Source organism: Helicovermis profundi (assembly GCF_033097505.1).
Taxonomy (GTDB): Bacteria; Bacillota; Clostridia; order Peptostreptococcales; family Acidaminobacteraceae; genus Helicovermis; species Helicovermis profundi.
Genome location: NZ_AP028654.1, coordinates 2,082,437 through 2,096,041, shown reverse-complemented (window position 1 = coordinate 2,096,041; position 13,605 = coordinate 2,082,437). Strand labels below are relative to the sequence as shown.

Sequence of the window (13,605 nt, the reverse complement as noted above, 5' to 3'; positions counted from 1 at the left end):
TTAGTTATATGTTATTTATATCCTTTGTAAATAACTTTTAAACAATAAATTAAATTTGATATTTTTATAATTATATGTTAAATTGAATTAAATAAATATTTACTTCAGGGCAGGGTGTAATTCCCTACCGGCGGTGATAGTCCGCGAGCCGAAAGGCTGACTTGGTGTAATTCCAAGACCGACAGTATAGTCTGGATGGAAGAAGTAGTGCTACGCTTTTTTTGTGCGTTTTAAACTCTGAGGAAATTTCTTTAGAGTTTTTTTGTTTTTTGTAAAGGAGGGTATTTTGGAAAAATATATGAAACAGGCTTTAGAGCTTTCTAAAAAAGGATATGGAAGAGTTAATCCTAATCCTCTTGTTGGAGCTGTTATTGTTAAAGATGATAGGATAATTGGAAGTGGTTATCATATGTATTTTGGCGGAAATCATGCAGAAATAAATGCAATTAATAATGCAAGTGAGAGCGTCGAAGGCGCTACTATGTATGTAAGTCTTGAGCCATGTTCACACTTTGGTAAAACTCCACCATGTGCAAATCAAATTATTTCAAAAAAAATTAAAAAAGTTGTTATTGCTATGTTGGATCCAAATCCGTTAGTTGCTGGTAATGGTGTGAAAATATTAGAAGAAAATGGTATTGATGTTGAAATAGGTATGCTTGAAGATGAAGCAAAAAAAATTAACGAGGTTTTTGTAAAGTACATTAGTAGGAAATTACCTTTTGTACTAATGAAAACCGCTATGACTTTAGATGGGAAAATTGCAACCTATACTGGTGATTCAAAGTGGATTTCGAGTGATCTTTCTAGAGAATTTGTACATGAAATTAGACATAGATATACGTCGGTAATGGTTGGAATAGGAACTGTTATATCAGACAATCCTTCTCTTTCGGCGAGAAGAAGTAATAATGAAAGTATACAACCTATTAGAATTATTGTAGATAGTCACGGGAAATTACCACTGGATTCAAAAATCGCCTTAACTGCAAAAAAGAATAAAACTATTTTAGTTACTACTTCTATGCTATTAATAGAAAAAGAAAATAAAATTAAAGAAAAAGGAATTGAAATATTAAAAGTATCAACTGAAAATAATCGTGTTAATTTGAAAGAAATGATTAAAATTCTCGGTGAAAAAGGAATTGATAGTATTTTGCTGGAGGGTGGTTCTACTCTGAATTTTAGTTTTTTAGAAGAAGGTATAGTTGATAAAGTTATGACCTTTATTGCACCAAAAATTGTTGGCGGAGCTAGTGGTAAAACTCCGGTAGGTGGGAGAGGAATTCCTTTAATTAAAAATGCAATAGATGTAAAAAACATAAGTGCCAAAGTTTATGGAAAAGACATTTTACTAACTGCTTATATAAGGGAGGAAGATTCTTGTTTACAGGATTAGTAGAGGAAATAGGAAAAGTAAAAGAAATTGCTTCTGGATCATTAACGATTGAGGCAAAAAAAGTATTAGAGGGTGTAAAGATTGGTGATAGCATTTGTGTAAATGGTATTTGCTTATCTGTCAATAATATTACATTAAATTCTTTTACAGTTGATGTTATGCCTGAAACTTTTAGAAGAACAAATTTAAAAAATATTAAAAAAGCTAGCTTTGTTAATTTAGAAAGAGCAATGGAAATAGGGTCAAGGTTTGGTGGTCACATTGTTTCAGGGCATATAGATGGCACATCAGAGATTGTTAATTTTGAAAAAGAAAAAAATGCTAGCTGGATAACTTTAAAGGCAAGTAAAGATATACTTAAATATATTATATTAAAAGGATCAGTAGCAATAGATGGAGTTAGTTTGACGGTTGGAGAATTAGAAGAAGATTTATTTAGAGTATCTATAATTCCCTTAACAAGTAAAGATACAACGCTTTTAACTAAGAGAGTAGGGGAATTCATTAATATAGAATGCGATATAGTCGGGAAATATGTAGAAAAACTTATGAACTTTAATAGCTTTAGTGAAAAAAAATCTGTGATAAATAAATCTTTTTTAGAAGAGAATGGATTTATGTAGAAAATTTGCTATTTGTTTTTTAAAATAATAAAATGTTTAATTTTTGTGGGAGGATTTATGAGAAAGTTTAATACAATTGAAGAAGCGATTGAAGATATAAAAATTGGTAAAATGGTGGTGGTTGTTGATGATGAAAATCGTGAAAATGAAGGTGATCTTCTAATGGCTGCTGATAAAGTTACAAAAGAATCAATTAATTTTATGGCAAAGTTTGCTAGGGGGCTTATATGTGTCCCCCTTATAGAGGAGAAGGCAATTAAGCTTGGACTAGATCCTATGGTAGTAAATAATACTGATCCAAAAGGAACTGCATTTACAGTTTCTTTAGATGACTCTGATGCTACAACAGGGATATCAGCAAAAGAGAGAGCCAATACAATAAAAAAAATGACGAATCTTGATGCTGGTAAAAACGAATTTACAAGACCTGGCCATATTTTTCCGTTGATTGCTAAAAAAGGTGGAGTTTTAGTTAGAGCGGGCCATACAGAAGCTGCGGTTGATTTGGCAAAAGCTGCTGGATTATCTCCAATGGGTGTTATTTGTGAAATTATGTCGGAAGATGGTTTAATGGCTAGGGTTCCTGAATTAATGAACTTTAGCATAAAACACAATCTTAAAATAATAACAATCGAAGATTTAATCAAATTTAGAAGTAAAAATGAAACATTGGTAGAAGCAGTTTCAAAAGCTAAAATGCCAACTAAATATGGTGAATTTGATATGGTTGGCTATGTAAATAAAATTAATGGTGAGCATCACATTGCTCTTGTTAAAGGTGAAATTAATAAAGATGAATTAATTTTAGTTAGAGTACACTCTGAATGTTTAACGGGTGATGCGTTTGCTTCACTTAGATGCGACTGCGGAGAACAATTAAATAAATCAATGCAAATGATAGAAGAGGAAGGAAAAGGTATTCTCCTATATATGAGGCAAGAAGGAAGAGGTATTGGTTTAATTAATAAGATAAAAGCCTACTCTCTTCAAGACAATGGAATGGATACTGTAGAGGCAAATATTGCACTTGGATTTCCGGAAGACATGAGAAGTTATGGAGTAGGTGCGCAGATACTTAATGACTTGGGTGCAAGGAACATTAAACTTATAACAAATAATCCTCTTAAAATATCAGGACTAAGTGGTTATGGATTAAATATTGTAAAGAGAGTGCCGATCCAAATGAATCATAATGAAAAAAATGAATTTTATTTAAAGACAAAAAAAGAAAAAATGGGACATATACTCGAATTTGCTAAATAAATATATTAGTTAAAATTTAATTTTTTAGATTAAAAAACTTACTTTGTATTTTAGTGATTATTATATTAATTAAAATAAATTTGGAGGAAAAATTATATGAAAGTTTTAGAAGGTAAATTAGTTTCAGATGGGAAAAAATATGGTATTATTGTAGCAAGGTTTAATGAATTTATCGGAAGTAAATTGCTCTCTGGTGCAAAGGATACACTTATTCGTCACGGTGCAAAAGATGAAGAAATTGAAATAATATGGGTGCCTGGAGCATTCGAAATTCCTTTAGTTGCAAAAAAACTTGCTACTAGTGGTAAATATGATAGTATAATTTGTCTTGGTGCAGTTATTAGAGGTGCAACGTCTCATTTTGAATACGTTTCATCTCAGCTAGCAAAAGGAATTGCTTCGGTATCAAATGATACTGGAATTCCAGTCATATTTGGAGTTTTAACGACAGATTCAATTGAACAGGCTATCGAAAGAGCAGGTACAAAAGCTGGAAATAAGGGAAGTGATGCTGCTCTAACAGCTATAGAGATGGTGAACTTACTAAGTCAAATATAAGGTGGTATTATGTTTAAAAATATAAAAACAATATTTTTCGATTTTGATGGAACTCTTCATAATGGTAAAAAAGTATATATTCCTGCTTTTAAAGAAGGTTATAAGTACCTAGTTGAAAATGGTTATGCTGATGAAAAAGAATTTTCAAGCCAAGAAGTTGCTATGTGGCTTGGCTACAATGAAAAAGATATGTGGAATACTTTTATGCCAAATTTGCCTGAAAGTATACAAAAAAAGGCCAGTAAGATTATTGGTTCTACTATGGATAAATTAGTTGAAAAAGGTGAAGCATCGCTTTTTGATGAGTCAATCGACACTTTAAAATATTTAAAAGAAAAAGGTTATACTCTATTATTTTTAAGTAATTGCACTGAAAGTTACAAAGATTTTTCTATTATAAATTTTAAACTTCAAGACTACTTTGATGATTATCTTACTGCTGAAAGATTTAATAATATTCCTAAAGAAGATATTATTAAAAAAGTTATGTCAAAGTATAAGATGGATATGGTTATGATAGGTGATAGATTTCATGATATAAAAGCGGGAAAAGAAAATGATTTATATACAATTGGTTGTTCATATGGATATGGGAGTAAGGATGAACTTAAAGAGGCGGATACTATAATAGCTTCAATAGGGGAACTGAAAAATATTTTATAAGTAATTTAGTGTAATGATAGTATAAAAAATGGGAAAGAGTAATTTGTTTACTCTTCCCATTTTGATAGACCATTTCGTGTTCCAAAATAAATATTATTTTTGTACTTAATTATTGATTTGATTTCATTGTGGGGTAGACCATCTTTATTAGTATATATTTTTTTTACTTTACCATTCCATATAGCTAAGCCGCTATATTCAGAACCTATATAAAGTTTGTTAGCGCTTTTATAAATACTTCTTACTTTTTCTCCAGCAAATCCATCTTTACGTCTCCATAACTTTTCTATTTTCCAAGTAGAATTATTATAATCAAATTCTGTCATCCCTCCAGAGTTGTACATACCACCTGCAAAATAGAGTTTGTTTTTTTCTTTTAATAGACTTGTTATATTTATTGTAGCAAGTTCGTCTTTATAATACTTTATCTTGGAATCTTTGATTTTAGTAATGCCTCCTCCTCTTACATTGTAAGATGCTAGCCATAAACTTCCATCATCTGTCCTAGTAATTACATTAACGTTATTGCTCAGTAATCCATCTTTTTCTGTCATTATATTTCCACTCATAGTTTTAGGATTAAGGATTCCAAGACCACTAAAAGTTCCTATATATATGGTGTCTTTGTTATTATTATTATCTTCATAAACACATAATATTCTTGTATCAGGTAGCCAATTTTCTCTGTCATCGAAGTAAGTTTGTGTTTTATTTGATTTAATTATTATTAAACCGTTCATTCCTCCGACATATAAATCCTTGTTACTAGAGACGAAAAGAGTATGTATTATTGAAAGTGGTTTAATAAGTTTTACTAAGCTTATTTGATTATTTGAATCCATGACGTATAATCCCTCGTTGGTAGCTAAATATAGTTTATCTTCATATTCAGCCATGGTCATAATATCAAGAGTATTATCGATTGTTTTAAAATGACCATTAGGGTTAGCTTGTTTTTGACATCCATTTAGTAGTAGAGATGAAATTATCAATATTAGTAGTATTTTTTTCATAAATTATCCTTTGTTTTGTCTATATGATTTAAAATAATAATGAGAAAAGAAAAAAACAGTATTAGTGCAAAAATCATGATAATAATTAATAAAGCAACCATATCACTACTACCATAATGTAGATAATTATAGATTGTGATTGTTATGGTAGATTTACCAGGTGGAACGACCATTATTGATCCTGGTAGTTCTCCAATCATTAATATGGTAACTATAAAAAAGTTACTTAATACATAGTATTTAACGTATGGCCAAATAACTTTATACATGATTTTATAAGAACTACTTGTATTTAAAATTGCTATATCAATAATTGAAGAATGTATATTGCTTATACCTATCCATATAATTAGAAATGCTACTGCTAAAAAACGAATAGTTAGCATATGAACAATCGGTAAAATTGTATTATACAAACTAGTGTTAAGTAGCAAATCGATTCCTTGGTATAGAGAATTAATCATAAGTCCAGTAAGTGTTCCTGGAAGGCTAAAGAAAAGAATAATTAAAAATACAAGTAGTTTTCTAAAAAATACATTTCTTATAATTTTATAATTAAAATAATAGGCTAATAAACTACTTATAAAAGCTGCTATAATAGCTGAAGAATGTCCAAATACCAAATCACCTACTATAGAAGAATTAAAGTAAAAATTTGAGGCTTGGGATATATTTGAATATATAATTACAATTAATATTATTCCTATAATGCTAAATAAAAATAAATTGCTAATAATAGAATGCTTTTTAGTATGTTTGAACAATATATTTGATTGATTTGAAAAATCTACATCTACAGTATTCCAAGTTTTAAATATATAAGTAACTAATAATAAAGAAATAATAATCATTGGAAAACTTACAATTAAAGGTGCTTGAAGAGAACTTTTAGCAGCAAATATACTCATAATTTCAATAGGGTAAGTATTATAAGCAAATATTGATGGTATAGTATAATCATTTATTGTAATAAGTGTTAGTAAAACTAGTAAAATTTTCCCTGGGTTAATCATTAGATTTATTAATACTTCAAAATATGCTTTTTTCTTATTAACAATTAACAGTAGGTCTTCAAAATAAACATTTGGTATGCTATTAATAAAAAATAACCAAACGCTAATTGAAAGTGGGAGTAAATAAAGACTTTGCAGGCCAGTGCTTATTAAAAATCCAGATAAAAATGGAACATTGAATATTGATTTTGAAATACTTAAAGCTATATATGAATAAAAATAAGGTGGAATACCCATTAAAGATAATATGGCAAAACTAATTATTTTTGTTTTTTTATATTTTTTGAGTATTTGTAGTGCAATTAAAGCACCTATAATGCATGTGATTGTACTAACTGAAAAACCATATACAAGGGTTTTTATGATTATTAAAAATCTTCTGTATGAAAAGATTGACCAACTACTATGACTAGTTAAGAGTACATAAGTAAGAGAAGAAAATACAGGCAAACTTAGTATAGTAATTATGATAATGAATATTATATTTTGCTTTTTCATATATTTCTCCAACTAATTTAAGAATAATTCGGTCATATCATTTTGTGATTGATCAAATTCATTTAATATATCATTATAATTAATATCCATAAATTTTATCATTTCATCTTTAGGTAAAAATGGTTGCAATAGTTTATCAATTTTAGTTCCATTGTTTATTTTAATTTGTATCCATCCCATTTCGACAAGTTTATTTATGGTTTCTTTTTTTAGTAAATAGTCAATAAATATTTTTCCATTCTTTGTATTTGGTCCATTTTTTATTAGGGCAACGCTATTTGGAACTGCTAGCGTTCCATATTGTTTAGTAAGTTGATCTGGAAAAATTATTGAAACATTTGCACCTTTTTTTAAGGCGATTAAAGCATCATCAGTATCGGTTAGTCCATAGGTTAGTGCTCCTGAAACTACCATATCACGCACATTGCTGTTACCATCTAATACTTTAACACCATTTTTTTTCATTTGTTCAAAATTGTTTAATACGAATTCTCTTCCATATTTGTTGTAGAGTGCAGCTATATGAGTTGAAGAGGTACCAAACATTGGCTTTGAAATACCAACATTCATATTTTTTGAATCTTTTTCAATATCTAACCATGAATTAGGCATTAATTTTTTTTCTAGTAAATCATTATTTACTAGTAGGATACGTGCTCTTAATCCAAATGCCGTCCACATATTATTGGAATCAATATATTTTTTATTAAAGCTTACAGTGTTTTTGGAACCATAAGGTTCAAGGATATTTTCATTATTAAGCTTTAATGTTTGAAGTATTTCACCATTCCAAAATACATCGGCCTTTGGATTATTTTTTTCATTTATAAGTCTATTTACTAGTCCTGTTGTTTTCGAAGCTTCTACATCGTAGAGAGCTAAAACTTTAATTCCTGTTTCTTTATAAAAGGAATCAAATATTTCTTGTGAATATACTTTATCTACAGAGGTATATACTACCACATTTTCTTGAATTAAATTGTTACATCCACTTATAAAAAATATTGATATAAATATGCAAATTGATAGTTTAAATAAGTTCGTTTTGATCAAAGAATGTTTCTTTGTCATTGTTTTTTTCCACAAGATGTACAGAAATTTGCATTGCTTGAAAGTTTTGTTCCGCAGGATGAACAGAATTTAAAATCTTGCTTTATATTTAGTTCTTTTTCTGATACTTTTGGTGAACTTGTTTTTTCAATATTAATCTTATTTGGAGAAGAACTTGTTTTTACATAGTTAATATTACTTGTTGAAGGTTTTGTCTTTGTATAATTAATACTTTTAGTTTCTGGCGAACTATTTGAAGCGACTTTCTCCATAAATAATTTTTTTTGTTTTAAAAGTTCATTTTCATATTTTTTTTCATCACCAAAACCATCCGAAAATGCAATTGGAGCAGCTATTTTCATTATTGTTTCAATATCTTCTGATGGAGGTCTAACTTCAATTATAATTTTAGGAAGTTCACCGCTATTAGATACAGTTTTAAGAATAAGGTAACCGCCTTTAATAATATTTACTGTAGTTAAATTATTTTCATTTGCTAAGTGTTCTCCTATAATAAAGCATTCTCTTTTACTTGCGGGATCAAATATGTTTTTAGCATATTTTGTTAGTGATATTTCGTCATTAACAAGTAACATTAAACCCTTAGAAACTAAGGAGTTAATGCCATTTTCAATATCTTTGCTTTTACTTAGATAATTTTTTAAATTATTATCTCCAGTATATCTAACCATTAAATCTTTCATTTCATCAAAGTTATTAAAATTCTTAATTAAATCTTTTGATATAAAACATTGATCTTCATTTAATGCTTCTTTTTTTTCATTGACTCTGATTTTAATAGAATTCATGTAAATTAATAGAATTAAAAGTTCTTCTAGTTTTAGTTCAGATTTGAATTTATCTAATATAGGACCCTCAAATTTCAGATCTACAAATAGTTCTTTACGAATCCAAGAACCTACGCTGGGAAGCACATGAGGGTATGCAAGTATATAATTCTCGTCTAGTGCGTTTGCTATATATTGAAGAGAGAAACCTTTTTTAAAAGTAAAACATACTTCACTTATATTTATTTCTCTAAGTCTTTTAAAACTTACGGTTACTTCTGGCTTATGCAACAATAAAAATGCAGATTCTAATTCATTTGCTAGAGTGTAACCGTCGTTTTCGGGAACAAGAAAACCATTTTCTATAAATGAATTATATGCTTTCCTGTATCTATCGTGATTAAAATTAATCATTTCCATAGGATAATGACCAATAAGAGGTGAGTTTTTATCCATTTTTATTTTAGAAAATGAAGATAGAGTTACTAATTCACTTGAGTTTAATTTTAATATAACCATAATTACTCCTTTATATTTTCTAAGATTCAGCGGGAGTAAAAACTTCCTCTGAATCCAAGAAATTCATTTATTTATGCAGTATGAAAAAAATCTTTAGTGAAAAAATGATCTTAAATAATTGTATGAGTTAGTAACTGAATTTTCTATTGATACTGATGCAGTTCCTGCAGCATCACCTATATAAGCCCATCCTTCTCCAACTTTCACAGCTGTTTTTGTTGCTAAGTGAGCTGCATCAGTTGCTAATTTCCTTGTTGTATCGAGTGGATGATGCCATGCAGTTTGAAGAGCTTTTGTTGAGTACAAGTCTTTAGTTGATTCATTTACGTTTTTCGGTAATTTAAATATATCATCAACTGTTTTATTCATATTATCCCAATTTTCACTTCCAGCTCTTGTAAAACTGCTTACTTCATCGTAAAAACTACCTGGGTCTTTAACAAAATCTTTAACCATATCAGAACCATAGTAGAGGTTTTTAATATTTTCACCATAGTATCCACTATCCATACGTGTAGCAATTGTCTTTGGATCCATTCCGCCTGAAAAATCTAGTGCCCAATTCATTCCGCCTTTTATTAATTTAGTTGGACTACCTATATCTGCAGCTTTACTACCACCAAAAAGCATATGATTTCCCATTTCCCAGAGTGCTAGGGAAGGTCCACCGGAAGTTTTTCCTGCAAGAAATACAGTCGCATTTGTTGCCATACTTTTAGAAATTGCAACCGATAAGTCATCACCATGGTCAAAATTATCGTAAGAATCAAATGCACTTCCTACAAAAGTTAATCCTCCTTCTAATATACTTAAGTATTTATTTACTTTTGAGTCTTTCATAGATTCAAAAGATTTCTTTAACCAATTTAGTTTAGATTTTTGATCGCCTTGTAAAGTTTCTGATACATAGTCGTATATTTTACTATTTTTGACCATATCTTTCATGTAGTCTGAAAAACTATCTGTATTTTCAAAAAGCGATCTTAATCCATTTTTTAATGAATTACCAGTAGAATCAAGACCTAGAAAATTTCCTAGTATGTTTGTATAATCAACTTGATCGTCAAGACTCATTCCGTCAGCTACATTTGTGGATGAAGCAATATTTGTTTCGTCGTTTCCGAGTGGATTTAGAATGTCAGCTAAATCATTAGTTGATCCATCTAGAAAATCATCAACAAATTCCATATCTTCTGCTGACAATATTCCTTCAAAAACGCTTTTATCTGGCAAAAAATTATTCGGATTAATTCCACTATATATGGTGCCTAGAATTGTTCCAAGAACACCACCTGCTGCAGGAGAAATTCCCATTGTTAGAGCAGTTCCTGCTCCATCGCTTCCAATCCAACCACCAAGTGTTGCACCAGATTCTTGCCATCCTCCATCATCTGCAAAAACATTTCCACTTAACTTATAATAGAGATAATTAACTCCGAAAAATGCAAAAATAAAAATCATTGTTTTAACTGATTTATGCTTTGATTTGTGGTAGAAAGAGATACCAATTAATGCCAAAGATAATAATATTATAAACATTGGTTTTCTAATAAAGAATGCTATTAAAAATGCTAAACTCACACTAAAAGCCATAATATACAAAGATGATTGATTAGTTTTATTATTTTTATGAAAAATTCTATTTAAATCACTTTTTAGAAGAGCGAAAAAAATTATTAAAAAACTATTACCACGTTTTGTAAATGATAAAAATGCTATAAAAGTATAAAGGAGCAAAGCACCTTTGTTTTTTATTAATAAGGTGAAAAGAAGGACCCCTGTTGTTGTGATTAAAAGGGTAGGTAAAGCACTAGTTTTGTTTGATTTCATATTTTTTCTAATAAATGAAGGTGAACTAAAGATATCAGTAAGAAATTTTTTTAAGCCATCTTCTTTAATACGTGATAGCACTGTTGTTATAAAAAACATTGCAAATGTCCAAAATGCAGTAGCCCATGCTACGTTTCCTTGTAGAGACGTGATATCGAGCCATTTGTTGCCCTGGGTAGGAGAAAAACCTTCATTTTTTACAACGAGTAAGTAAGTATTAATAATAATTATTATTAAAAAAATTACAGATAATTTAATAATGGTTCTTTTGAATAATTTTGGAATTCCTTTAATAAAACTAATTAATATAAGTTTAAAAAGTTGAAATAAAGTTTTTGGAGATTTTGATTCTTTGTTTTGTTTTGCTATTTTCTTTTTCTTTTTCATTTTGTTTCCTCCAATAGTTTTTAATATATTTGCTATATTAATTTTAGTAAAATTTTCTATGTATTATATGTGTAATTTTATCAAAAGAAGTTTATATATACAAGCTTAGTTAAAGTGTAAACCGTATTAAAGTAAATAAAATAGTAATGTTTATTTCGGTATATATACCCTGAAAAAAAAGTTTTAATAATAAAATGAAAATAATTTTAAAAAAAATTCATTTTAAACGTGAACAAAACGTAATAAAATGTTAGAATAGTATCGGTTAGAATAATATATGTTTGTTAATAAAATAATTTTATGATTAAAGGAGATTTATTATGAGTAAACCAGTTTTATCAGCACATTTTGAGTCAAGAAAACCGTCGGATGTTAGATTAGCTCAAATGAAATATGAAGAGCGTAAAATTAAGCCTGAAGCTGTAATAAACGTTGGTATTGGAAATGTTTCACTTCCTACTAATCCAGCAATGCAAAAGAGGATGTTTGAACTAGGAGCACCTGAAAGTCCATTTAACAAAGGAGTTATAAGATATTCAACTACTGCTGGAACTGAAGAGTGTCAAAATGCCTTTAAAAACATCTTAAACTGTGAGGGATTTGATACAAGTAATTTACATGTTCAAGTAACTGATGGTGGATCTTCTGGAATGGAACTTCTTTTAATTGGACTTTGTGGACCTGCTGGAACTGATGAAAGACCACTTATGATGATTGACCCAGCTTATACAAATTATATTTCATTTGCGGAAAGAGTTGGTAGAAAAACTGTTACAGTAAAACGTCATCTTGGAGAAGATGGTAAATTTAATTTACCTAAATTAAGCGAGATAGAAGAATCAATAAAAAAACATAACCCTGGAGCATTACTTGTAATTCCTTATGATAATCCTACTGGTCAACTTTTTGGTCATGATACTTTAACAGATCTTGCTAAATTATGTGTTAAATACAATATGTGGATGGTAAGTGATGAAGCGTATAGAGAATTGTATTACGACGATGGTAATAATTTGGTCAGCGTATGGGGAATCACAGATAAAGATGTACCTGGTATTGAAGGTAGAAGAATTAGTATTGAAACAGCATCAAAAGTTTGGAATGCTTGTGGACTAAGAATTGGCGCTGTAATTACTGATAATGCTGAGTTTAACAATCGTTCTATTGCTGAATATACTGCAAATCTTTGTGCAAATGTTATAGGTCAATACATCTTTGGAGCGCTTGCTCATGAATCTAAAGAACAAATTGCAGGATGGTGTAGTGGTCTTAAAGATTATTATAAAGAACAAATCTTAATGGTTTATAATGGTCTTAAAAAACTTGAGCCAAATTTAATCGTATCAAGTCCAGATGCATCAATTTACTCAGTAATTGATGTAAGAAATGTAGTTAAACCGGGTTTTGATGCAATCGATTTTGTACTTTACTGTGCAGGTGAAGGTTCTGTTGTAGTTGACGGTGTAGAAACTACACTTTTAGTGGCACCAATGAAAGGTTTTTATAATGTAGATGAAGGAGAAGAGAATCCGGGAAGTACTCAGTTCCGTATTTCATTTGTAGAAACTCCTGAAAATATGGCAAAAATTCCAGAATTATTTGTTAGCCTTCTAAATCAATTTGAAGAAAAAAGATAAGATGTATTACAAAAAATACAACTTAAACATAGAAAGTGATTTTGATATTCATACTGTTAGAGAAGTTGATGAAGATATAGATTTAGCTATATTGCTAAAAAAAAGAACTTTAAATTTGTATTTTGATGAAGAATTTAAAATAATTAATTCTAGATTTCAATTTTCAGGAATAGATAAAATTATGATTAGATTTAATAAAAATGAAGACAGTTTCTTAGCAACAATTCATATAATTAATTCGCTAAATTCAGATTTGCAATCGATGAATTTTGAAATTAATTATAGTGATATATTTATAGAAGTGAAAAATGATGAATATTCAGTAGATATGAGAATTAATAAAAGTAATTAAGCAAATTCACTA

The 13,605-nt window shown here is 29.1% G+C and carries 12 protein-coding genes and 1 riboswitch; of the genes, 7 read left to right on the top strand and 5 right to left on the bottom strand.

Features of this window, described 5'->3' with window-relative positions; translation table 11 throughout:
• Positions 1 to 96: 96 nt before the first annotated feature.
• A riboswitch (FMN riboswitch) is annotated at positions 97 to 211 on the top strand.
• A gap of 87 nt (positions 212 to 298) precedes the next feature.
• The 5 genes from ribD to AACH12_RS09375 all read left to right on the top strand — a co-directional run bounded on the left by ribD (position 299) and on the right by AACH12_RS09375 (position 4,506).
• The gene (ribD, locus tag AACH12_RS09395; RefSeq protein WP_422388919.1) at positions 299 to 1,399 is read left to right on the top strand and encodes a bifunctional diaminohydroxyphosphoribosylaminopyrimidine deaminase/5-amino-6-(5-phosphoribosylamino)uracil reductase RibD; all 1,101 of its coding nucleotides are present in this window, start codon (positions 299 to 301) and stop codon (positions 1,397 to 1,399) included.
• The gene (locus tag AACH12_RS09390) at positions 1,384 to 2,022 is read left to right on the top strand and encodes a riboflavin synthase (protein WP_338535157.1); all 639 of its coding nucleotides are present in this window, start codon (positions 1,384 to 1,386) and stop codon (positions 2,020 to 2,022) included. The genes ribD and AACH12_RS09390 overlap by 16 nt, the downstream gene beginning before the upstream one ends.
• A gap of 57 nt (positions 2,023 to 2,079) precedes the next feature.
• Positions 2,080 to 3,285, top strand: a complete 1,206-nt coding sequence (locus AACH12_RS09385) for a bifunctional 3,4-dihydroxy-2-butanone-4-phosphate synthase/GTP cyclohydrolase II (protein ID WP_338535156.1) — start codon at positions 2,080 to 2,082, stop codon at positions 3,283 to 3,285.
• A gap of 96 nt (positions 3,286 to 3,381) precedes the next feature.
• On the top strand, positions 3,382 to 3,843 hold the full coding sequence (ribH, locus tag AACH12_RS09380; RefSeq protein ID WP_338535155.1) for a 6,7-dimethyl-8-ribityllumazine synthase: 462 nt from the start codon (positions 3,382 to 3,384) through the stop codon (positions 3,841 to 3,843).
• Positions 3,844 to 3,852: 9 nt separating this feature from the next.
• The gene (locus tag AACH12_RS09375; RefSeq protein WP_338535154.1) at positions 3,853 to 4,506 is read left to right on the top strand and encodes an HAD family hydrolase; all 654 of its coding nucleotides are present in this window, start codon (positions 3,853 to 3,855) and stop codon (positions 4,504 to 4,506) included.
• A gap of 47 nt (positions 4,507 to 4,553) precedes the next feature.
• Here the strand turns inward: AACH12_RS09375 and AACH12_RS09370 are convergent, their stop codons facing one another.
• From AACH12_RS09370 to AACH12_RS09350, 5 genes are all read right to left on the bottom strand, one after another.
• Positions 4,554 to 5,519 (bottom strand): two-component regulator propeller domain-containing protein, encoded by a 966-nt coding sequence (locus AACH12_RS09370; protein WP_338535153.1) that lies wholly within the window; start codon positions 5,517 to 5,519, stop codon positions 4,554 to 4,556.
• Positions 5,516 to 7,030 carry an ABC transporter permease family protein gene (locus AACH12_RS09365; protein WP_338535152.1) on the bottom strand — a complete coding sequence of 505 codons (1,515 nt, stop codon included), beginning with the start codon at positions 7,028 to 7,030 and terminating at the stop codon, positions 5,516 to 5,518. The genes AACH12_RS09370 and AACH12_RS09365 overlap by 4 nt, the downstream gene beginning before the upstream one ends.
• 12 nt (positions 7,031 to 7,042) lie before the next feature.
• On the bottom strand, positions 7,043 to 8,101 hold the full coding sequence (locus tag AACH12_RS09360; RefSeq protein WP_338535151.1) for an extracellular solute-binding protein: 1,059 nt from the start codon (positions 8,099 to 8,101) through the stop codon (positions 7,043 to 7,045).
• Complete coding sequence (locus AACH12_RS09355; protein ID WP_338535150.1) at positions 8,098 to 9,387, bottom strand: zinc ribbon domain-containing protein; 1,290 nt, start codon at positions 9,385 to 9,387, stop codon at positions 8,098 to 8,100. Before AACH12_RS09355 ends, AACH12_RS09360 begins: the two co-directional genes overlap by 4 nt.
• A gap of 93 nt (positions 9,388 to 9,480) precedes the next feature.
• A complete protein-coding gene (locus AACH12_RS09350; protein ID WP_338535149.1) occupies positions 9,481 to 11,604 on the bottom strand; it encodes a hypothetical protein in 2,124 nt (707 codons plus the stop codon).
• A gap of 320 nt (positions 11,605 to 11,924) precedes the next feature.
• Between AACH12_RS09350 and AACH12_RS09345 the strand changes: the two genes are divergently transcribed.
• Both AACH12_RS09345 and AACH12_RS09340 read left to right on the top strand, forming a co-directional pair.
• Entirely contained in the window at positions 11,925 to 13,241 is a 1,317-nt protein-coding gene (locus tag AACH12_RS09345) for a pyridoxal phosphate-dependent aminotransferase (protein WP_338535148.1), read from the top strand.
• Positions 13,225 to 13,593 (top strand): hypothetical protein, encoded by a 369-nt coding sequence (locus AACH12_RS09340; RefSeq protein WP_338535147.1) that lies wholly within the window; start codon positions 13,225 to 13,227, stop codon positions 13,591 to 13,593. Before AACH12_RS09345 ends, AACH12_RS09340 begins: the two co-directional genes overlap by 17 nt.
• Positions 13,594 to 13,605 lie beyond the last annotated feature (12 nt).

What these genes read in the sequence shown, in the direction of transcription:
- ribD (WP_422388919.1), top strand. Translation starts at nt 299, where the DNA reads ATGAAACAGGCTTTAGAGCTTTCTAAAAAAGGATATGGAAGAGTTAAT.
- AACH12_RS09385 (WP_338535156.1), top strand. Translation starts at nt 2,080, where the DNA reads ATGAGAAAGTTTAATACAATTGAAGAAGCGATTGAAGATATAAAAATT.
- ribH (WP_338535155.1), top strand. Translation starts at nt 3,382, where the DNA reads ATGAAAGTTTTAGAAGGTAAATTAGTTTCAGATGGGAAAAAATATGGT.
- AACH12_RS09375 (WP_338535154.1), top strand. Translation starts at nt 3,853, where the DNA reads ATGTTTAAAAATATAAAAACAATATTTTTCGATTTTGATGGAACTCTT.
- AACH12_RS09370 (WP_338535153.1), bottom strand. Translation starts at nt 5,519, where the DNA reads ATGAAAAAAATACTACTAATATTGATAATTTCATCTCTACTACTAAAT.
- AACH12_RS09365 (WP_338535152.1), bottom strand. Translation starts at nt 7,030, where the DNA reads ATGAAAAAGCAAAATATAATATTCATTATCATAATTACTATACTAAGT.
- AACH12_RS09360 (WP_338535151.1), bottom strand. Translation starts at nt 8,101, where the DNA reads ATGACAAAGAAACATTCTTTGATCAAAACGAACTTATTTAAACTATCA.
- AACH12_RS09355 (WP_338535150.1), bottom strand. Translation starts at nt 9,387, where the DNA reads ATGGTTATATTAAAATTAAACTCAAGTGAATTAGTAACTCTATCTTCA.
- AACH12_RS09350 (WP_338535149.1), bottom strand. Translation starts at nt 11,604, where the DNA reads ATGAAAAAGAAAAAGAAAATAGCAAAACAAAACAAAGAATCAAAATCT.
- AACH12_RS09345 (WP_338535148.1), top strand. Translation starts at nt 11,925, where the DNA reads ATGAGTAAACCAGTTTTATCAGCACATTTTGAGTCAAGAAAACCGTCG.